Source organism: Streptomyces sp. NPDC107550 (assembly GCF_055639095.1).
Genome location: NZ_JBVKBC010000003.1, coordinates 1 through 19,479, shown reverse-complemented (window position 1 = coordinate 19,479; position 19,479 = coordinate 1). Strand labels below are relative to the sequence as shown.

Annotated in this window: 17 protein-coding genes; 7 read left to right on the top strand and 10 right to left on the bottom strand. The window is 71.6% G+C overall.

Annotated features, from left to right (window positions below):
* Nucleotides 1-41: 41 nt before the first annotated feature.
* Nucleotides 42-986 carry a helix-turn-helix domain-containing protein gene (locus ACZ7LY_RS05170; protein WP_471623147.1) on the top strand — a complete coding sequence of 315 codons (945 nt, stop codon included), beginning with the start codon at nt 42-44 and terminating at the stop codon, nt 984-986.
* Between the two features lie 58 nt (nt 987-1,044).
* Here ACZ7LY_RS05170 and ACZ7LY_RS05165 read toward each other — a convergent pair whose 3' ends face one another.
* From ACZ7LY_RS05165 to ACZ7LY_RS05145, 5 genes are all read right to left on the bottom strand, one after another.
* Nucleotides 1,045-4,365, bottom strand: a complete 3,321-nt coding sequence (locus tag ACZ7LY_RS05165) for a S8 family peptidase (RefSeq protein WP_471623146.1) — start codon at nt 4,363-4,365, stop codon at nt 1,045-1,047.
* A gap of 112 nt (nt 4,366-4,477) precedes the next feature.
* A complete protein-coding gene (locus tag ACZ7LY_RS05160) occupies nt 4,478-5,221 on the bottom strand; it encodes an ABC transporter ATP-binding protein (protein WP_471623145.1) in 744 nt (247 codons plus the stop codon).
* Nucleotides 5,222-5,266: 45 nt separating this feature from the next.
* The gene (locus ACZ7LY_RS05155; protein ID WP_471623144.1) at nt 5,267-6,727 is read right to left on the bottom strand and encodes an ABC transporter permease; all 1,461 of its coding nucleotides are present in this window, start codon (nt 6,725-6,727) and stop codon (nt 5,267-5,269) included.
* Between the two features lie 192 nt (nt 6,728-6,919).
* Complete coding sequence (locus tag ACZ7LY_RS05150; RefSeq protein ID WP_471623143.1) at nt 6,920-8,170, bottom strand: L,D-transpeptidase; 1,251 nt, start codon at nt 8,168-8,170, stop codon at nt 6,920-6,922.
* Nucleotides 8,171-8,523: 353 nt separating this feature from the next.
* Entirely contained in the window at nt 8,524-8,853 is a 330-nt protein-coding gene (locus tag ACZ7LY_RS05145; protein ID WP_471623142.1) for a hypothetical protein, read from the bottom strand.
* Nucleotides 8,854-8,962: 109 nt separating this feature from the next.
* On the opposite strand from ACZ7LY_RS05145, the gene ACZ7LY_RS05140 reads away from it, so the two are divergent.
* Nucleotides 8,963-9,247: a hypothetical protein gene (locus ACZ7LY_RS05140; protein WP_471623141.1), complete on the top strand. Its 285-nt coding sequence runs from the start codon at nt 8,963-8,965 to the stop codon at nt 9,245-9,247.
* A 13-nt stretch (nt 9,248-9,260) separates the two neighbouring features.
* Here ACZ7LY_RS05140 and ACZ7LY_RS05135 read toward each other — a convergent pair whose 3' ends face one another.
* The 4 genes from ACZ7LY_RS05135 to ACZ7LY_RS05120 all read right to left on the bottom strand — a co-directional run bounded on the left by ACZ7LY_RS05135 (nt 9,261) and on the right by ACZ7LY_RS05120 (nt 13,839).
* Entirely contained in the window at nt 9,261-10,436 is a 1,176-nt protein-coding gene (locus ACZ7LY_RS05135) for a GGDEF domain-containing protein (RefSeq protein WP_471623140.1), read from the bottom strand.
* Nucleotides 10,437-10,593: 157 nt separating this feature from the next.
* A complete protein-coding gene (locus tag ACZ7LY_RS05130) occupies nt 10,594-11,403 on the bottom strand; it encodes an enoyl-CoA hydratase/isomerase family protein (RefSeq protein WP_471623139.1) in 810 nt (269 codons plus the stop codon).
* A gap of 41 nt (nt 11,404-11,444) precedes the next feature.
* Entirely contained in the window at nt 11,445-12,602 is a 1,158-nt protein-coding gene (locus ACZ7LY_RS05125; RefSeq protein WP_471623138.1) for an adenylate/guanylate cyclase domain-containing protein, read from the bottom strand.
* Nucleotides 12,603-12,966: 364 nt separating this feature from the next.
* Nucleotides 12,967-13,839: a biotin--[acetyl-CoA-carboxylase] ligase gene (locus tag ACZ7LY_RS05120; protein WP_471623137.1), complete on the bottom strand. Its 873-nt coding sequence runs from the start codon at nt 13,837-13,839 to the stop codon at nt 12,967-12,969.
* A gap of 133 nt (nt 13,840-13,972) precedes the next feature.
* Here ACZ7LY_RS05120 and ACZ7LY_RS05115 point away from each other — a divergent pair, with 133 nt between their 5' ends.
* The 4 genes from ACZ7LY_RS05115 to ACZ7LY_RS05100 all read left to right on the top strand — a co-directional run bounded on the left by ACZ7LY_RS05115 (nt 13,973) and on the right by ACZ7LY_RS05100 (nt 16,764).
* Nucleotides 13,973-15,550 (top strand): acyl-CoA carboxylase subunit beta, encoded by a 1,578-nt coding sequence (locus ACZ7LY_RS05115; protein WP_471623136.1) that lies wholly within the window; start codon nt 13,973-13,975, stop codon nt 15,548-15,550.
* Nucleotides 15,551-15,569: 19 nt separating this feature from the next.
* Nucleotides 15,570-15,776, top strand: a complete 207-nt coding sequence (locus tag ACZ7LY_RS05110) for an acyl-CoA carboxylase subunit epsilon (RefSeq protein WP_471623135.1) — start codon at nt 15,570-15,572, stop codon at nt 15,774-15,776.
* A gap of 223 nt (nt 15,777-15,999) precedes the next feature.
* Nucleotides 16,000-16,128 (top strand): morphogenic membrane protein MmpB, encoded by a 129-nt coding sequence (gene mmpB, locus ACZ7LY_RS05105; RefSeq protein ID WP_471623134.1) that lies wholly within the window; start codon nt 16,000-16,002, stop codon nt 16,126-16,128.
* Between the two features lie 24 nt (nt 16,129-16,152).
* A complete protein-coding gene (locus tag ACZ7LY_RS05100) occupies nt 16,153-16,764 on the top strand; it encodes a nucleoside triphosphate pyrophosphatase (RefSeq protein WP_471623133.1) in 612 nt (203 codons plus the stop codon).
* Here ACZ7LY_RS05100 and ACZ7LY_RS05095 read toward each other — a convergent pair.
* Nucleotides 16,736-17,230, bottom strand: coding sequence for a hypothetical protein (locus ACZ7LY_RS05095; protein WP_471623132.1), 495 nt, complete (start codon nt 17,228-17,230; stop codon nt 16,736-16,738). The two genes, ACZ7LY_RS05100 and ACZ7LY_RS05095, sit on opposite strands and share 29 nt — an antisense overlap.
* A gap of 345 nt (nt 17,231-17,575) precedes the next feature.
* Here ACZ7LY_RS05095 and ACZ7LY_RS05090 point away from each other — a divergent pair, with 345 nt between their 5' ends.
* On the top strand, nt 17,576-19,348 hold the full coding sequence (locus ACZ7LY_RS05090) for an acetyl/propionyl/methylcrotonyl-CoA carboxylase subunit alpha (protein ID WP_471623131.1): 1,773 nt from the start codon (nt 17,576-17,578) through the stop codon (nt 19,346-19,348).
* Nucleotides 19,349-19,479 lie beyond the last annotated feature (131 nt).

Here is a 19,479-nt window from a genome sequence, read left to right as displayed (position 1 = left end):
GGGACAGGCTCCCAGTGGTAGGACCGGGAATACTGGAGAGCATGGACGACAACGCCGAGGCTCCCGAGCCCGTGGACGGGCCCAGCCTGGACCGGCGGGCCGAGCTGAGCGAGTTCCTGCGCAGCCGCCGCGCCCGCCTCCAGCCCGAGGACGTGGGGGTGCCGGTCGTCGGGCGGCGCCGCCGGGTGCCGGGGCTGCGCCGCGAGGAGCTGGCCCAGCTCGCCGGGGTATCGGTGGCGTACTACACGCGGCTCGAACAGGGCAACGGGCGCAATGTGTCGGCCGAGGTCCTCGACTCCATCGCCCGCGCGCTGCGGCTCTCGGACGCGGAGCACGCGCATCTGACGCATCTGGCGAAGCCGAAGGAGCAGCGCAGGCGCAGGTCGGCCCGGCCCGCGCGGCAGCAGGTGCGCCCGGCGCTGCGGCAGCTCCTCGACACGATGGAGGGCGTGCCCGCGTACATCGGCGGCGCCCGCTCGGACATCCTGGCGTGGAACGCGATGGCTGCGGCGCTGTTCGGCGACTGGGGCCGGCTCGCGCCCGCCGACCGCAACTGGGCGCGTCTGACCTTCCTCGACCCCGACTACCGGGTCCTGTTCCGGGACTGGGAGTCGAAGGCGTCCGACATGGTGAGCTATCTGCGCCTGTACGCGGGCGAGCACGCGGACGACCCGGAACTGTCGGCGCTGGTCGGCGAGTTGTCGGTCAAGAGCGAGAAGTTCCGCCGCCTGTGGGCCAATCACGACGTGAAGGAGAAGGGGCACGGGGTCAAGCGGATGCACCACCCGCTCGTCGGTGACCTCACCCTGTGCTACGAGACGCTTCATCTGCCGGACGACTCCGGGCAGTTCCTCAGCGTGTACTACGCGGAGCCCGGCTCGCCGTCCGCCGAGGCGCTGCGCCTGCTGGCGAGCTGGGGCGCGGACGCGACGCGGGTGGGCGCGGACGACGGGACGCCCGCCGGCAAGGGCCCCGGAACGCCGTGAGGGCGGGTGGACGTCGCCGTCCACCCGCCCCCCGGGTTCATCTCAGCACCTCACACGGTCACTTGCCGTAGTAGGCGTTGTAGATCGAGATCGTCGACTTGTTGCCCTTCTTGTCGGCGATCTTCGCGTGGAACGAGACGGCCTTGCCCTTGGCGGGGTTCTTGACCGAGATCTTCCCGTTCTTGACGGTGACCTTCTTCCAGGTCTGGCCGTAGTCGTAACTCACGTACACCGAGAGGGACTTGAGGTTACGACCGGCGGCGGCACCCTGGACGGTGACCGGGATCGACTGCGTCTTGCCGGCGGTGACCCTGCTGTCGAGGCCGGTGACCGCGGCGAAGCGGATGCCGGAGACGGGCAGCTTGGTCAGACCGCGGCCCGCCTTCGAGCGGAACTCCCAGCTCGCGTCGACGCGGGTGGTGGCCGCGGCGACCTTGACGCTGCGCTTGACCGACGTGGTCAGCTTGTACGCGGCGTCACCGGCGGGCACCTTGAAGGGCGTGTCGCCGAACAGCGGGTCGGCGTTGGTGCCGACCTTGGTGCCGTTGCGGTACAGGGTCGTGGCGACCGAGGTGAAGTCGGACGAGCCCGCGTGCGTCTGGCCGTCGGCGAACACCGGCAGGTACCCGGTGATCTCGTTGCCCTCGCGGAGGACACCGAACTCGCCGCCGATACGCGGCCCGAACACGGCCGTGTTGAACGTCTTGCTGTACGACTTGCCGCCGGTGAACTTCTGCGCCGCGCCCAGCGTGTACGCGGCCTCCGGGATCAGCGACCCGTCGGCAGCCTTGCGGGACTGCGTGAAGTCCAGGCCCCACACGGCCTTGTCGCCGGTGGACAGGTGCAGGGTGCGGGTGCCCGGGGTCTTCTGCGGGACGGAGACGCCCCAGCCGCCGGAGCCGTCGGCCAGCATGCCGAACGCGCTGGCCTCACCGTACTTGCCGGAGGCGGCGGCGCCCATGTTCACCTTGACGGTGGCCAGGTCGGACGCCTTGTACTTCTTGGTGTAGCCGGTGGAGAAGCGCTTGACCGGGCCGCCGGAGAGCGTGTCGTACTCCTCGGTGGCACCCTTCGTCCACGTACCGGTCCACGACTGCGACAGCCGCACGCCGGTCGGGTCGGCGCCCACCTGCGCGGTGCGGAAGTTGCTGTACGAGTCCAGCAGCCAGCCCGTGCCCATCGCGGTGTCGTTCGTCTCGATGGTGAGGTCCGGGGCGGCGAGGATCGGCTTGGCGCCGCTCGTCGGCACCGTCACGTCGACCGGCTTCGTCGTGCGCGCGTCCAGGGTGATCGTCTGGTTCTTGTTGACGTTCAGCTTGGGCTGGACGAGCCAGTCGGCGCCCTTGGAGAAGTCCGCGGGGTCGACCGTCAGGTACTCGTTGAGCAGGTACGTGCCCTTGGGCACGCGCAGCTTGACGACGCCCGTGCCGTCGCCGGGGCCCTCGGCCTCGGCGTAGTTCTCGTAGTCGTACGAGAGCAGGCTCGTGTCGTAGCCCGTCGCGGGCTTGCCGTCACGCCCGAGGTGCTTGAGCGTCACGTCGTACGACTCGACCTCGCGCTGCACCGCGGCGGCGGTCCGCACGGCCTGGTCGCCGGCCTTGGCCGTGACGTACGCCGAGTACGCGCCGTCGACCGTGCCGCCGAGCTTCGTGTCGGTGGTCAGGTCCACGGAGGCGGTGCCGCCCGCGGGGACCGTCACCTTGTTCGCGCCGAGGGTGAAGAAGCCGGCCGGGGCGGCCTGGCCCTTCGGGTTGTACCCGGCGACCGACAGGTCGAGCGTGACGTCCTCGGTGCCCGTGTTGCGGTAGGTGACCTGCTTGGTGACCTTCGGGTCGTCCGTGTGCGGCCACTGCGCGACACCGAAGCTCACCGAGACGGGCTCGGCGAAGACGGTCTGCTTGATGGCCTTGTCGACCTGGATGCGCCCGCTGCCCTGCTCGAACGGCGTGAGCCCCGACGTGCCCTTCGTGGAGCCGACCAGCGCGCCCTTGAGCTGCTGGTACGTCCAGTCCGGGTGCTCCTGCTTGAGGATCGCGGCGGCACCGGCGACGTGCGGGGTCGCCATCGACGTACCCGAGATGGTCAGGTAGCCGGCCGGCTTCTCGCCGACCTCCTTGTCGATGACGCTGCCCGGCGCGGCGGCGGCCGTGATGTCGACGCCCGGAGCGGTCACGTCCGGCTTGATCGCGCCGTCGCCGACGCGCGGGCCGGTCGAGGAGAAGTCGGCCAGCTTGTCCTTGTCGTCCACGGCACCGACGGTGAGTGCCGCGTCCGCGCTGCCGGGCGAGCCGATGGAGTCGGGGCCGTCGTTGCCCGCCGCGATGGCGAACAGGATGCCCTTCTCCTGCGACAGCTTGTTGACCTCGGCCTCGAGCGGGTCGATGCCGGGGGCGTCGGGGCCGCCGAGGCTCAGGTTGACGATGTCGGCGCCCTGCCCGGCCGCCCACTCCATGCCCGCGAGGATGCCGGAGTCGTCACCGTAGCCGTCGTCGTCGAGGACCTTGCCGCTCAGCAGCTTCGCGTCCGGGGCGACGCCCTTGTACTTGCCGCCCGACTTGGCGCCCGTACCGGCGGCGATGGACGCGACGTGCGTGCCGTGGCCGAAGTGGTCGGTGGCGTCCGCCGCGGCCGAGAAGTTCTTCGACTCCGTGACCTGGCCCTTGAGGTCCGGGTGCGTGGCGTCGACGCCGGTGTCCAGGACCGCGATCTTGACGCCCTTGCCGGTGTAGCCGGCGGCCCACGCGGTGGGGGCGCCGATCTGCGGCACGGACTTGTCGAGGCTCGCGCGGCGCAGGCCGTCGAGCCAGATGCGGCTGACGCCGGAGGCGGTCGCGCCCTTGCCGTTGGTGACGGCGTCCCACAGGTGGTTCGCGTCGTCCTTGGGCGTGGTGACCGCGTCCGCGTTGAGCGAGCGCAGGCTGCGGCGGACGGTGGTGTCGCCCGCGTCCCGCACATCGGCGCGGGCGGCGGTGGCGGCGCCCTTGTAGCCGACGATGACCCGCAGGCCCTTCTTCTGCGCCTTGCGGTACGACGCCTTGGACAGCTCGGTGACGTCGAAGAGACGCTGGTCGAGCTTGCCCTCGGCGATCAGCCGCTGCGCGTCCAGCGGCACCACGTAGGTGTGGCCGGCGAAGGTGCGGGTCTGGATGGGTATGTGGGCCCGGCCCTCGGCGCGCTGGAGGCCGACGGGCTTGCCCTTGGCGTTCAGCGAGATCCGGTCGCCCGTGATGAGCGTGACCTGGCGCTTGGGCTTCAGGTCCTGGTGGGCGGCGCTCGGGCCGCCGGAGACGGCAGCGCCCGCCGGCGAGGACATGAGTCCTGCGGCGAGCGCCACTGCGGCGGCCCCGGCCACGGCGATGGCCCCCCGCCGGGTCCGCATATGTACCTGTCTGTGCAACTTTCCCCCTGGTGAAGGTGGTTCACCGATCAGGGGCCGTGATCGGCCCCCTGCGTAGAGATGTTCGAGAGGGGGGAATGGTTGCCCACTTTTTTCAGCCGGGGATCTTCTGGCCAGTGGCCTCCTGACCGGGCGGCTTGCGGACGGATGCCTTCCGGTCGGCCGTCTTCTCGGCGACGCTCACCCGGCCGGCCCGGAGCGTGGCGACGCGGGCCGCCTTGCGGGCGAGGGCGGAGTCATGGGTGACCATGACGAACGTCAGCCCGTGTTCCAGGCACCGCTCCTCCAGTACGTCCATGATCTCGTCCCGGGTCGACTCGTCGAGGTTGCCGGTGGGTTCGTCGGCGAGCAGGACCTTGGGGTTCTTCACGAGCGCCCGGGCGATGGCGACGCGCTGCTGCTGCCCGCCGGACAGCTCCGAGGGCAGATGCCGCAGCCGCTCCCCGAGGCCGACGGAGGCGAGCGCCTGCGCGGCCCGCTCGCGCCGGTCGGCGGTGCCGATGCCGAGGGGGACGAGCGCGCACTCCACGTTCTCCTGGGCGTCGAGGGTGGGGATGAGGTTGAAGGACTGGAAGACGAACCCGATGGACTCGGCGCGGACCCGGGTCAGCCGGGCCTCGGGCAGCCGCGCCAGGTCGGTGCCGTCGAACTCGACGCTGCCCGCGCTCGGCCGGTCGAGCCCGCCGAGCATCTGGAGCAGCGTGGACTTGCCGCCGCCGGTCGGGCCCTGGATGACGAGCCGGTCGCCGGCGCCGATGGTCAGGTCGATCCCGGCGAGCGCGTCGACGGTGTCCTTGCCGCGCCGGTACTGCTTGGTGACGCCCGTGAGCTGATACATGGTGCAACTCCTGCGATACGTGAGGGAGAAGGGGCGGATGGGGCGTCACTCGACGCGGCGCAGCGCGTCCGCGGGCCGCAGCCTGGAGGCCCGCCGGCCGCCGAACGCCCCGGCGACGAGCCCGCCCGCGACGGCCAGCCCCACCGCGAGCGCCAGCGTGGTGGCGGAGACGGGCGCGGTGAGGGCGACGTCGAGGCTGCGGCTCGCGGCGCCGGGCCCGCGCATGCCGCCGAGGCCGCCCGCGCCGCCGCCCGGCTGACCGCCGCCGCCGATCTGGGCCGAGAGCGTCGGGCTGATCGCGGTGACGGCGTACGCGCCCGCGAGGCCGACGGCGATGCCGAGGACGCCGCCGAGCAGCCCGTTGACCATGGCCTCGCCGACGACCTGCCGGGTGACGCGTCCTGAGGTCCAGCCGAGCGCCTTGAGCGTGCCGAACTCGCGCACCCGTCGGGAGACCGCCGACGAGGTGAGCAGCCCGGCGACGAGGAACGCGGCGGCGAGCACGACGGCCGACAGCCACCGGCCGACGGTCGAGGCGAGCGACGCGGCCGTCGACAGGGAGCCGGAGACGGTGTCGGCCAGGTCGGCGGAGGTGGTCACGGTGGTGCCGGGCACGTTCTCGCGTACGGCCGTCTTCACGGCGGCGGTGCGCTGGGAGTCGGTGGCCTTGACGTAGACCGTCGTCACCTTGTCCTTGACGCCGGCGAGGCTCTGGGCGCGCTTGAGCGGCAGATACACGTCGGCGGCGGCGTCGCCGCTGTCGGGCGTGGCGATGCCGATGACCTTGAACGAGGTGCCCTTGACGGTGACTTGGCCGCCGACGGTGAGCTTCTTCTGCTTCGCGTACGAGGCGTCGGCCACGGCGACCTTCGCGTCGGACTCCGCTGCCGTGAAGGTGCGTCCTGCGGTGATCTTCGAGGAGGTCAGCGGGCCGAGCGTGCGGTGGGTGACGTCGGTGCCGTACACGGAGAAGGAGTTGACGTCGAACGCGGCGCCGCCGCCCTCCACGCGGCCTTGCGGCGCGCCGCCGCCCGCGCCGGGCGCACCGCCGTCCTGCCCCTGCCCCTGCCCCTGCCCCTGCTTGAACTGGCCGCGGGTGAACTGGCCGCTGACCTTCATCACGCGCAGGCTGAGCCCGCCCACGGCCTGCGCGACGCCGTCCTGGGCGCCGACGCGGGCGACGGTGGAGGCGGCGAGGGTCTGGAAGCCCTGGACCATGACGCGGTCGCTGGACTGCTCCTTGGAGTCGCCGCTGTCGCGGGCGTCGAAGCTGAAGCGCGGGCGCCCGCTGTCGCCCGCCTTGGGGGCGGCGGTGGCCTTGGTGACGGTCATGTCGGTGCCGAGCCCGTACAGCGACTGCAGGACCTTGTCCTGGGCGCGGCCCATGCCGGCGGAGACCGAGCCGACGACGATCACCAGCGCGATGCCGAGCGCCAGTCCGCAGGCGACGACGAGCGCGGCCCTTCTGCGGCGGCGCAGTTCGCGCCGGAGGTAGGTGACAAACATGGGTGCCTCGCCGTCGTGTCCGCCCCGGTCCGGGGCGCGCTGAAAAGGGGATCAGCGGCACGCTAGAAAGGCGCTGTAAGCGTTGCGTGAGGCAGCCATGAGAAGGGGATGAGGACGCGCGAAGGCCCCGGCACGCGCGCGTACCGGGGCCTTCGCGGGGTGCCGGGGGCTCAGGCCCGCCGGCGGCCGGGGTCAGACGGCGGAGCCGGCCTTCCAGGCGGCCCAGTCCAGGTTCCAGCCGTTGAGGCCGTTGTCCGGCTGGACGGTCTTGTCGCCGGTGTTCTTGACGATGACGACGTCACCGACCATCGAGTTGTTGTAGAACCAGGCACCCGGGGTGCTCGGGTCGCCCGCGCCCTTGGTGTCGGACAGGCCGACGCAGCCGTGGCTGGTGTTGACCGAGCCGAAGAGGGACTTCGCGCCCCAGTAGTTGCCGTGGATGAAGGTGCCGGAGTTCGACAGGCGCATGGCGTGCGGCACGTCCTTGATGTCGTACTCGCCCTTGCCGTCGTCGTCGGTGAAGCCGACCGTCGCACCGTTCATCCGGGTCTCCTTGAACTTCTCGGAGATCACCATCTGGCCCTCGTACGTCTTGTTGTCGGGCGATCCGGCGGAGATCGGGATGGTCCTGACGACCTTGCCGTCACGGGTGACGGTCATCTGCTTGGTCTTCGCGTCCACCGTGGAGACCTGGTTGCGGCCGACCTTGAAGGTGACGGTCTTCTGCTGCACGCCGGTCACGCCGCTGGCTCCCTCGACGCCGTCGAGGTCGAGCTTGAGGGTGACGGTCGAGCCGCCCTTCCAGTAGTCCTGCGGGCGGAAGTCCAGGCGGTTGGCGTTGAACCAGTGGCCCACGACCTCCTGGCCGCTGCTGGAGGAGACCTTGATGTGGGACTGCACGTCGGCCTTGTTGGTGATCGCCTTGTCGAAGGTGATCGAGACCGGCATGCCGACGCCGACGGTCGAGCCGTCCTCCGGCGTGAAGTTGCCGATGAAGCTGTTGGCCGGGGAGACGGTCGTGAACGACGCGTTCTCGTGGGCGACGCGGCCCTCGCCGTCCTTGGCCTCGGCCGCGATCTTGTACGTGGTCGAGCGGTCGAGCTGGCCGGTGGGCTTCCAGCTCTTCTTGTCCGCGGATATCTGACCGGGTACGGCGGTGCCGGCGGCGGTCGTCATCGTGACGTTCGTGAGCGTGCCCTTGCGGACGGTGACCTTCGCGGCGCTGTTGATGCTCGCGTTGTCGGAGCCGTCCTTCGGGGAGATCCTGATCTCGGCCTCGGAGGTCTTCTTGGCGGCGGCCTCGTCGGCCTGCGCCTGCGACTCCTTCTTTCCGCTCGACGTTCCCTTGTCGCCGTCGCCCCCGCTGCACGCAGAGAGCACCAGCACACCGCCGAGCAGAGCGGACGCGGCCATCAGGCCCTTGCGCCGCTTACTGTCCGTCATCACACGCTTCTCCATAGTCGCCGATTTCCCCGACATCCCCGAGCTGCCCGAGTTGCTTCAGCGGGCCGTGGAGAACACAGACGTTCCCCATACCCGTACACAACGTCGTGACCGGTTGATCCCGTTCCCGAAACTGCCCCGATGTGGGGGACACCACGTTCGCGGTGGCCGTGACCATCCGCGCACCGGTGGTAACGGGCCTCCCGGACGCCCCGGGAGCCCCGATGGTCACAGGAGCCCCGATGGTCACGAGGTCCCCCTGAGTGACTCCCCCACGAGGGACGACGAAACCCCGGGCCGCGGTTGCCGCCCGGGGTTCGTCCGCCCCTGGTCCGCCCTGCCGCGGCCGGCGTCTACACGCCGTCCTCCCCCTCATCATCCTCGTCCAGGTCCCAGTCGGGCGAATCGGGGTCGTAGTCGACCTGCTCGCTGGACCAGGACGCCTGCACGAGTTCCGCGCCCGGCACGTCGCCGACCAGGTCGAAGGGGTCGACGAGATAGGCCACGGCCTCCGCCTCGTCCTCCTGGACGGCGCTCTCGGCGTGCGCGCGCTCGTCGGCGGGCATCGCCGCGTCGTCGGCGACGCGCTGGAGCGCGGCCCCGGTCAGCGCCTCGGCGTCGGCCACCTCCAGGACCAATTCCACCTTCAGGCGAACAAAACGTGACGTGTCATCAGTGCTCATACCGCGGAGCGTACGGGCAGCCACCCCCGCGGCTTTCCCGTGACCCGCCCCTTTCACTAACATCAGCGCACACGGCCAATTCGCCAGCGCCACAAGGGGGATCGCTTCCGTGTCCGCCGCACGCCGATCACTGTTCACCGCCACCGCCGCCGGGACCGTCCTCGCCGCTCTCTGGTTCGTCCCGAACGCGACAGCGACCCCCGAGCACACCCCCGCCGCCGACCGGCACCGCACCGCGACCGAGGTGCGCGCCCAGTCGGACTCCCAGCTCCGGCTGGCCGACACCGGCACCGTCGACACGACCCCGTACGTCGTCGGGGGCTCCGCCTTCCTCGGGCTCGGGGTGGGCTTCGTCGCGTACTCGGTACGCAGGGGCCGCGCCCTGGAGGCCTGACGGGAGCAGCGCCTCAGGCGTCCGGTTCCAGCCCCCTGATCCGGCGCCGCTCCCCCTCGTCCTGGACCGGCGGCGGGGAGTCCGCGAGCCGGACGACCGGGTCGTCGAGCCCGCCGTCCCGGCCCGCCACCACCGGCCTGTCGGCGCGCAGGAACTTGGCCTTGTACTGGGCCGCGTCCGCGAGCCGGAACAGCCGCCACGCGCTGCGCACCTCCCCGATCGGGTCACCGGTGGAGGCGATCCCGCACGCGACTCCGTCGCCCAGTTCCAACTCGGCGGCGCGGGCGCACACTTCGTCGCCGACGCGGACCACCTCGTCGGAGGACGGCCCGACGGCCAGCAGACAGAACTCGTCGCCGCCGAGCCGGGCCACCAGCGCCCCGGGCAGCATCGCGCCGCACAGCGAGAGCACCGAGCCGAACCGTTCGAGCAGGCGGTCGCCGGTCGCGTGCCCGAGGGTGTCGTTGACCCGCTTGAGGCCGTTGAGGTCGCAGACGACGAGGCTGACGACGCTGCCGTCGTCGATGTGCCGCTCGACGGCCCGGTCCAGCCGGATGTCGACGGCCCGCCGGTTGGCGAGGCCGGTCAGCGCGTCGGTGAACGCGAGCCGCCGGGCCTCCTCCAGCCGCTCGGTCTGGGCGATCCCGGCGGCGACGACGGCCGCGAGCACGGTGGCGAAGGCCGCGTCCTGCGCCCCGAAGACGGGCGCGCCGACCGGCCGCGCCACGTACAGCTCGCCCCACGCGCGCCCGTGCAGCACGATCGGCGCGACCACGCAGCATCCGCGCCGGCGGCGGCGCAGCGCGGCGACCCGCTGATGGCAGTACCCGGCGCCCTCGGCGGACCCGTCGGCCGTCTCGACGGGCCCCTCGGCCGTCTCCACCCAGGCGTCCGGCTCACCGCCCCCGGCCCACCGCTCGTGCAGGAACTCGGTGATCTCCGGGAACCGGTGCACGGGATACGCCTCGTCCTCGGGGAACTCCGCCTCGTCGGGCGCCCGCTCCCCCACGTTGACCAGCACCCGCAGCCTGCTGCGTTCGCGCTCCCACACCGACAGGGCCGCGAACGACCCGGTCAGGGCCTCGCAGGCGCCCAGTGCCGCCGCCCGCCAGGACTCGCGCGGGCTCTGCGCGGCGGCCATGCCCTGCGCGAGCGTGACCACGGCACCCAGCCGGTCGTCCTCTCCCATGCGCCCAGCGTAGGAACGTTTCCGGCATTTCGGTGGATTCAGTACGCCCGTACCGGTACAGCTCGTACGGTTACAGCGCGTACCGGTACAGCCCGAGCGGGGGCGGCGCGCCGGGGGTGACTCTCCGCAGTCACGCGCCGGGGGCGCTTCGCCGGTGTCACTCGCCGGGCCAGCGCGGGGCCCGCTTCTCGTTGAACGCGGCCACGCCCTCCGCCCGGTCCCCGGAGAACGCCACCGAGCGCCACGCCGCGTCCTCCACTTCCAGGCCCGCCCGCAGGTCGAGGCCGTGCCCGAGGCGCAGCGCCTTCTTCGCGGCGCGCAGCCCCACCGGCGAGTTCGCCGCGATCCGCGCGGCCAGCGCGAGCGCCTGCTCCCGGTCCTCGCCCGCCGCGACGAGCTGGTCGACGAGCCCCAGCTCGCCCGCCTCGGCCGCAGCGACCCGCCGCGCCGTGAAGACCAGCTCGGCCGCGCGCGCGGCACCCACGCGGCGCGGCAGCAACTGCGTACCGCCGCCGCCGGGGATCACGCCCACGGAGACCTCCGGCAGCCCGACCACGGCCGTGTCGTCGGCGACGATCAGGTCGCAGGCGAGGGCCAGCTCGAAGCCGCCGCCGAGGGCGAAGCCGTGCACGGCCGCGATCGTCGGCATCGGCAGATCGAGCACGCCGGTGTACGCGGCCCGCGCGACCGGGCGCTGGCGGACCAGCTCGGCGTCGGAGAAGGAGTTGCGCTCCTTGAGGTCGGCGCCGACGCAGAACGCCCGCTCGTGGCTGGAGGTGACGACGACCGCCCGCACCCGGCTCCCCTCCGGCCCGGCCAGGTGCGCGCACGCCTCGCCGAGGGAGCGGGCCATGGCGCTCGACACCGCGTTCATGGCCTTCGGCCGGTCGAGCACCACCTCGGCGACGGTCCCGTCCTCGTGCCCGCGTACGACCACGAACTCCCCGAACCGCTGCTCATCACCCATGACTCGCCCTTCTGGTTAACGCCAGTTAACCGTCAAGGGTGTCAGGTGCGGCGGGCCAGCGTCCAGGGCTCCACGACACCGAGGCCGCGCACGGGCCGCTGCCACATCGGCTGGAGCGCGAACCGGTACGCGGGGGGCTGCTCGCCCGACTCCTCGGCCTTCTGCGCCTCGGCGGCGGCCTGCGACTCCGAGGTCGGCGCGTCGCCGGTACGGATCAGCTCCTTGGCGAAGGCGCCGTCCACCAGCACGTTGTCCCGGGGCGCTATCGAGGTGAGGCGGCTCGCCAGGTTGACGGTCGTGCCGAAGACATCGCCCATCCGGGTGGTGACGGTGCCGAACGCCATGCCGACGCGCAGTTCCGGCATCGTCTCGTCGTTGCTCATCGTCTCGATCAGGCGCAGGGCGATCTCCCCGGCGGTGCCCGCGTCGTCGGCGGCGTACAGGACCTCGTCGCCGAGCGTCTTGATCAGGCGTCCGCCGTGCGCGGCGACCAGGTCGGCGGCGGTCGTCTCGAACGCCTCCACCAGCTCGCCCAGCTCCTCCTCCTCCATGCGCCGGGTCAGCCGGGTGAACCCGACGAGGTCCGCGAACCCGACGGCGAGCCTGCGGTCCACCATCTCCTCGTCGTCACCGGCCTGTACGACACGGCCGGTCGCGGCGGCCAGCTGGCGGCGCCACACATAGACGAGGAACTCCTCCAACTCGGGCAGGAGCAGCTCTATCAGCGGATACGTCACTTCCGTACGGGTCATGCCGGGCTCGGGCGGCTCGGTCAGGCCCTCAAGGAACGAGTCGATCTGCCACTCCGCGAGGCGGGCGGTCGTCTGGCCCGTGGACCGGGCGACCTGCACGGCCATCGCCTCGCTGAGCAGGCCCGCCTCCACGAGACCCGCGAGGCGGCGCAGCGCCAGGACGTCCGCCTCGGTCAGGGCCTTCGCCTGGCCGATGTCCGCGAAGCCCATCGCCCGCCAGAAGCGGGACGCCAGTTCCATGGAGACGCCGGCGCTGCGGGCCGCCTGGAACGGGGTGTAACGGCGCTCCGCCCCGAGGATCAGCCCCTCCAGGCGCAGCGCCAGCGGGTCCGCCGGGTCCTTCTCGTCCCCCTCGGGGGGTTCTGGGCCCTCCAGGGGGTTCCGGCGCTCCGGGGGCTCGGGGTCGGGTGGGGTGCCCGTGCCGGAGCCCGAGTCGTCGACGGTCACGCCTGCTGCCCTTCCGATCTGCCGCGGTCAGGTATCGACCGGGCTCAACCATACGGCAGCGCCTGTGGGCCACATCACTCCCACCACCCGTGTCCTTCCCTCACCCAGGGCGGGCGGACCTGCCCGTGGTCTTCTTCGTCCTCGACTCCGACGTGGCTGGTCGCGCAGTTCCCCGCGCCCCTGTCGGGGCGACTGCGTCGCCACCTCCTCCCCCGGGGAGCTGGGGCGAAGCCCCGCTCCTCAGGGGCGCGGGGAACTGCGCAACGTTCAGGTCAGCGGGCCTCCGCCGGAGGACTCCCCAGGGGCGCGGGGAACTGCGCGACCAGGCACCCACCGGCCCGCGGACAAGTGGCAACCCGGAGAACTACGCCGGGCGGAGGTGGAGGATGTCGGCCGCGTCCACCGCCCGCCGCTCACCCGACTCCGCCACCACAAGAAGCCGCCCGTCCCCGTCGACCCCCACCGCCTCCCCCACGAACTCCCGCCCCCCGGGCAACAGCACCCGGACCCGCCGCCCGAGCGTCACACACCCCGCCGCGTAAGCCTCCTGCACGGAAGAGACCCCGGGCTCCCCCTGCGCCGCGCACCACCGCAGATACCACCGCTCGAACGACCGCAGAACGGCCCGCACGATCGGCTCCCGGTCAAGAACCCCCGCCCCCGCCAGCGCCAGCGACCCCGCCTGGGGCACCGGCAGTTCCTCCGCCCGCAGGGAGACGTTGAGCCCGACCCCGATGACGACCCCGCCGTCCCCGGCCCCCTCCGCGAGGATCCCCCCGGCCTTGCGCTCCTCACCGTCGACGGTGACCAGCACGTCGTTCGGCCACTTCAACCCCGTATCGACCCCGGCGGCAGCCGACAGCGCGCTCGCCACGGCGACCCCGGTGAGCAGCGGCAGCCACCCCCACCGGGTCACGGGCACCTCATGGTCACCGGGTTTGACCAGGAACGACAGGAAGATCCCGGAGCGCGGCGGCGCCGACCACCGCCGGTCGAGACGCCCGCGCGCCGCGTCCTGCTCCTCGGCGATGAGCACGGTCCCCTCGGCGACCGGCCCGGCCCCGGCCCGCCCCACCAGATCCGTGTTCGTGGAACCCGTACGGTCCACGACGTCCAGGGAGGTCCACAGGCCGTCGCGGCTCAGCAGGGAGCGGCGCAGGCCGGCCTCGCGCAGGGGCGGCCGGTCCAGGTCGGACCAGCGGTTGAGGGGTACGTCTGAACCATCTCGCGGCGTCATGCAACCCACCCTAGGTGTGGGAAACGCCGCACTGCCGAACCGTATCCGCCCCACTACCCTACGAGTCAGTAGCCCACCCGCATCCTTTTCCTTCTGTTCCCCGAGAACCGTCCAGGCAGGGAGCCGCTCCCCGATGTCCGAAGAGATCGACATCCACACCACCGCAGGGAAGATCGAGGACCTGCGGCGCCGGATCGACGAGGCGACGCACGCGGGCTCGGCCCGCGCCGTCGAGAAGCAGCACGCCAAGGGCAAGTTGACGGCCCGTGAGCGGATCGATCTGCTGCTCGACGAGGACTCGTTCGTGGAGCTGGACGAATTCGCACGGCACCGCTCCACGGACTTCGGCCTCGACGCCAACAAGCCGTACGGCGACGGCGTCGTGACCGGGTACGGCACGGTCGACGGCCGCCCGGTCGCCGTGTTCTCGCAGGACTTCACGGTCTTCGGCGGCGCCCTCGGCGAGGTCTTCGGCCAGAAGATCATGAAGGTGATGGACTTCGCCCTGAAGACCGGCTGTCCGGTCATCGGCATCAACGACTCGGGCGGCGCCCGCATCCAGGAGGGCGTCATGGCCCTCGGGATGTACGGCGAGATCTTCCGCCGCAACACGCACGCCTCCGGCGTCATCCCGCAGATCAGCCTCGTCGTGGGCCCGTGCGCGGGCGGCGCCGTGTACTCGCCGGCGATCACCGACTTCACGGTCATGGTCGACCAGACGAGCCACATGTTCATCACCGGCCCGGACGTCATCAAGACGGTCACCGGCGAGGACGTGGGCTTCGAGGAGCTGGGCGGCGCGCGGGCGCACAACGCGCGCTCCGGCGTCGCGCACCACATGGCGGGCGACGAGAAGGACGCCATCGAGTACGTCAAGTCGCTGCTGTCGTACCTGCCTTCGAACAACCTGAGCGAGCCGCCGGCCTTCCCCGAGGAGGCGGACCTCACCGTCACCGACGAGGACCGCGAGCTGGACACGATCGTGCCGGACAGCGCGAACCAGCCGTACGACATGCACACGGTGGTCGAACACGTCCTGGACGACGGGGAGTTCTTCGAGACGCAGTCGCTGTTCGCGCCGAACATCCTCACCGGCTTCGGCCGTGTCGAGGGCCGGCCGGTCGGTGTCATCGCCAACCAGCCGATGCAGTTCGCGGGTTGCCTCGACATCCACGCGTCGGAGAAGGCGGCGCGGTTCGTGCGCACCTGCGACGCGTTCAACGTGCCGGTGCTGACCTTCGTCGACGTGCCCGGGTTCCTGCCCGGCGTCGAGCAGGAGCACGAGGGCATCATCCGGCGCGGGGCGAAGCTGATCTTCGCGTACGCGGAGGCGACCGTGCCGCTCATCACGATCATCACGCGCAAGGCGTTCGGCGGCGCGTACGACGTCATGGGCTCCAAGCACCTCGGCGCCGACCTGAACCTGGCGTGGCCGACCGCGCAGATCGCGGTGATGGGCGCGCAGGGCGCGGTCAACATCCTGCACCGCAAGACGCTGGCCGCGGCGGACGACGTGGAGGCGACGCGGGCCCGGCTCGTGCAGGAGTACGAGGACACGCTGCTGAACCCGTACACGGCGGCGGAGCGCGGGTACATCGACGCGGTGATCCTGCCGTCCGACACGCGGGCCCATGTCGTCAAGGGGCTGCGTCAGTTGCGTACGAAGCGGGAATCCCTGCCTCCGAAGAAGCACGGCAACATTCCCCTCTAGGAGTCCTAGGAGCCCGGGCATGATGATCAAGGTCGTACGGGGCAACCCGACCCCCGAGGAGTTGGCCGCCGCGCTGGCGGTGGTCAGGGCGCGGGCTGCGGCGGTGCCGGATGCGGGGGAGGTCGTGGCGGCGCGGGACGCGTGGGCGGATCCGGGCCGCATCGCCCACCGCCGCGTCCCGCCCCCCGGCCCCACGGCCTGGCCCCGCACGTTCTGGCCCACGTAGGCCCCGTAAGGGGCGCGAGGAACGGCGCGACCAGCCACGACGAAACCCGCACCCGGCGACGGACCCTGGGGCTCCGCCCCAGACCCCGCTCCTCAATCGCCGGAGGGGCTTGAATTGACCGGCGCTGGAAGTGACCGGTGCTGGAAGTCCCGGGACGGAATGAGTGGGGGCCTGAGTATGCGTACTCAGGCGGGGCCGCTCGTTCCGGCGCACCATCGGAGACGTGCTGTGGTCGGACCCCGAGGACAAGCCCCCCAAGGAGCTGCGCGAAACGCAGGAGATGCTGCGCCGCGCAGGTCTGGTGCTGGCCCTGTGCATGTTCGTGGCGATGCTGGTCCTGGGTTTCCTGTAGCGGGCGGGCCCTTACGCTGACCCCATGAGCACCCAGCGCCGCCTAGTCCTGGCCTCCCAGTCCCCCGCCCGGCTCGGCCTCCTGCGCACCGCCGGCTTCACCCCGGAGGTGATCGTCAGCGGGGTCGACGAGGACGCCGTCACCGCCCCCACCCCCGCCGAACTGGCCCTCGCGCTCGCCGAGGCCAAGGCGTCCGTGGTCGCCGCCCGCCCCGAGGTGCGCGGCGCGGTCGTCGTCGGCTGTGACTCCGTGCTCGACCTCGACGGCCAGGCGCTCGGCAAGCCCGCCGACGCCGAGGAGGCCACCGCCCGCTGGAAGGCGATGCGCGGGCGCGCCGGGACCCTCCAGACGGGCCACTGCGTCTACGACACCGCCACCGGCCGGTACGCCTCCGCGACCGCCTCCACGGTCGTCCGCTTCGGCGAGCCCAGCGACGACGAGATCGCCGCCTACGTGGCGACGGGCGAACCGCTGCACGTGGCGGGCGCGTTCACCCTGGACGGCCGTTCCGCGCCGTTCATCGACGGCATCGACGGCGACCACGGCAACGTGATCGGCCTGTCGCTGCCGCTCCTGCGCCGCCTGCTGGGCGAACTCGGCATCAGCGTCACGGAGTTGTGGGCTCCGGCCCGCTAGCGGGCCCGTCCGGGGGCGCGGCGGGCCCGTCCCCGCGCGCGCTCCCCGCCGCCGCGCCCGCGTTCTCGTACCGGTCGTAGGCGACGAGGGTGAGCACGAGCAGCCCGAGCACGACCATCATGAAGACGAACGCGAGCCAGCCCACCAGGCCGATGGAGAACGCGCCGAGCAGCCCGTGCACGACGGCCGCGCTGATCAGCAGGATGCGCCCGAAGCCGCCCGGCGCCCGGTCCGTGAGCGCCGTACGCAGCAGCACCACCGCGCACGCCACGAGGTAGAGGCCGAAGACCGCGCCGGCGATCCACGCGCCGACCGACATGGCGCGCGGGTCGAGGCCCGCCATGGACATCTCCTGGTGATCCACGACCAGGCCGAGGAACCAGTTCAGCAGGACGACGCCGAACGCCTCCGCGAACAGCACGATCGCACTCACCCATGCCACCGGTCTGCGTGCCACCGGTCCCACCCACCTTCAGACCCTGTTACCAGCAGTATGTTCGAGCCATCACGCACGCTACTAACGGGTAAACCTCCGGACAAGGGTTCTGCCGGGGGCAAAGATTGATTGGGCCATTCGTAGGGACTCGACAAAGAAAGCCGACAGGCCGCAGCACGGTCGCACAGAGACCTTGGCCACATCAGGGCGCTAGGGTTCCACCGAGGAATCCCGCACACCCATGCGCGACAAGGGATTTCATGGACCGAGCGGGCCTCGAATCACACTCCGTGTGGGCAAGCTCACCCTTGGGGACGGGTCGTAAGCGCGTGTCGGCAGTCCCTAAACTCGGCTTGTTTCAAGGAGGGAGCCATCGTGCGCAAGGTGCTCATCGCCAACCGTGGCGAAATCGCTGTCCGCGTGGCCCGGGCGTGCCGGGACGCCGGGATCGCGAGCGTTGCCGTCTATGCCGATCCGGACCGGGACGCTCTGCATGTCCGCGCGGCCGACGAGGCCTTCGCGCTGGGTGGTGACACCCCCGCGACGAGTTACCTGGACATCCAGAAGGTCCTCCAGGCGGCGAAGGACTCCGGCGCGGACGCCATCCACCCGGGCTACGGGTTCCTGTCGGAGAACGCGGAGTTCGCGCAGGCCGTGCTGGACGCGGGCCTGATCTGGATCGGTCCGCCGCCGCACGCGATCCGGGACCTCGGTGACAAGGTCGCCGCCCGGCACATCGCGCAGCGCGCGGGCGCCCCGCTGGTCGCGGGGACGCCGGACCCGGTCTCGGGCGCCGACGAGGTCGTCGAGTTCGCCCGCGAACACGGCCTGCCCATCGCCATCAAGGCCGCGTTCGGCGGCGGCGGCCGTGGTCTGAAGGTCGCCCGGACCCTCGAAGAGGTGCCGGAGCTGTACGACTCGGCGGTGCGTGAGGCGGTCGCCGCGTTCGGCCGGGGCGAGTGCTTCGTCGAGCGTTACCTCGACAAGCCGCGCCACGTCGAGACGCAGTGCCTGGCCGACACCCACGGCAACGTGGTGGTCGTCTCCACCCGTGACTGCTCGCTCCAGCGCCGCCACCAGAAGCTGGTGGAGGAGGCCCCGGCGCCGTTCCTGTCGGACGCCCAGGTCGAGCAGCTCTACTCGGCGTCGAAGGCGATCCTGAAGGAAGCCGGTTACGTCGGTGCCGGCACCGTCGAGTTCCTCGTCGGCGCGGACGGCACGATCTCCTTCCTGGAGGTCAACACCCGTCTCCAGGTGGAGCACCCGGTCACCGAGGAGGTCGCCGGCATCGACCTCGTACGCGAGATGTTCCGCATCGCCGACGGCGAGGAACTCGGCTACGGGGACCCCGAACTGCGCGGCCACTCCTTCGAGTTCCGTATCAACGGCGAGGACCCGGGGCGCAACTTCCTGCCCGCGCCCGGCACGGTCACCAAGTTCGACGGGCCCTCGGGTCCTGGCGTGCGCCTGGACGCGGGTGTCGAGTCGGGATCGGTCATCGGCCCGGCCTGGGACTCGCTGCTCGCCAAGCTGATCGTCACCGGCCGCACCCGCAAGGAAGCCCTCCAGCGGGCCTCGCGGGCGCTCGCCGAGTTCGAGGTCGAGGGCATGGCGACCGCCATCCCCTTCCACCGCAAGGTCGTCACCGACCCGGCGTTCGCGCCCGAACTGACGGGCTCCGACGAGCCGTTCACCGTGTTCACGCGGTGGATCGAGACGGAGTTCGTCAACGACATCCCGCCGTTCGCCGCCCCCGCCGCCGACGCGGAGGAGGACGAGGCGGGCCGCGAGACGGTCGTCGTCGAGGTCGGCGGCAAGCGCCTCGAAGTCTCCCTGCCGGCCGGCATGGGCATGTCCCTGGCCCGTACGGGGCTGAACGCGGGCGCCAAGCCGAAGCGGCGCGCGGCGAAGAAGTCCGGCCCGGCCGCCTCCGGTGACACCCTCGCGTCCCCGATGCAGGGCACCATCGTCAAGGTGGCCGTCGAGGAGGGCCAGGAGGTCAAGGAGGGCGACCTGATCGTCGTCCTGGAGGCCATGAAGATGGAGCAGCCGCTCAACGCGCACAAGTCCGGCACGATCAAGGGCCTGTCCGCCGAGATCGGCGCGTCGCTCACGTCGGGCGCCGCGATCTGCGAGATCAAGGACTGACCGCAGCACTGACCGCAGCCCGCTGAGGGCGCTAGGTGTATTGATCACGAGCGTTGTTGACACCGGTGGGTCTTGAACATGGCGAAGACCTCCGATGTGGTGGAGCTGTCTAGGAACACACCGCACGGAGG

Excerpts from the sequence above, each read along its gene's own strand:
- ACZ7LY_RS05170 (WP_471623147.1), top strand. The coding sequence starts at position 42 with ATGGACGACAACGCCGAGGCTCCCGAGCCCGTGGACGGGCCCAGCCTG.
- ACZ7LY_RS05165 (WP_471623146.1), bottom strand. The coding sequence starts at position 4,365 with ATGCGGACCCGGCGGGGGGCCATCGCCGTGGCCGGGGCCGCCGCAGTG.
- ACZ7LY_RS05160 (WP_471623145.1), bottom strand. The coding sequence starts at position 5,221 with ATGTATCAGCTCACGGGCGTCACCAAGCAGTACCGGCGCGGCAAGGAC.
- ACZ7LY_RS05155 (WP_471623144.1), bottom strand. The coding sequence starts at position 6,727 with ATGTTTGTCACCTACCTCCGGCGCGAACTGCGCCGCCGCAGAAGGGCC.
- ACZ7LY_RS05150 (WP_471623143.1), bottom strand. The coding sequence starts at position 8,170 with ATGACGGACAGTAAGCGGCGCAAGGGCCTGATGGCCGCGTCCGCTCTG.
- ACZ7LY_RS05145 (WP_471623142.1), bottom strand. The coding sequence starts at position 8,853 with ATGAGCACTGATGACACGTCACGTTTTGTTCGCCTGAAGGTGGAATTG.
- ACZ7LY_RS05135 (WP_471623140.1), bottom strand. The coding sequence starts at position 10,436 with ATGGGAGAGGACGACCGGCTGGGTGCCGTGGTCACGCTCGCGCAGGGC.
- ACZ7LY_RS05130 (WP_471623139.1), bottom strand. The coding sequence starts at position 11,403 with ATGGGTGATGAGCAGCGGTTCGGGGAGTTCGTGGTCGTACGCGGGCAC.
- ACZ7LY_RS05120 (WP_471623137.1), bottom strand. The coding sequence starts at position 13,839 with ATGACGCCGCGAGATGGTTCAGACGTACCCCTCAACCGCTGGTCCGAC.
- ACZ7LY_RS05115 (WP_471623136.1), top strand. The coding sequence starts at position 13,973 with ATGTCCGAAGAGATCGACATCCACACCACCGCAGGGAAGATCGAGGAC.
- ACZ7LY_RS05110 (WP_471623135.1), top strand. The coding sequence starts at position 15,570 with ATGATGATCAAGGTCGTACGGGGCAACCCGACCCCCGAGGAGTTGGCC.
- ACZ7LY_RS05100 (WP_471623133.1), top strand. The coding sequence starts at position 16,153 with ATGAGCACCCAGCGCCGCCTAGTCCTGGCCTCCCAGTCCCCCGCCCGG.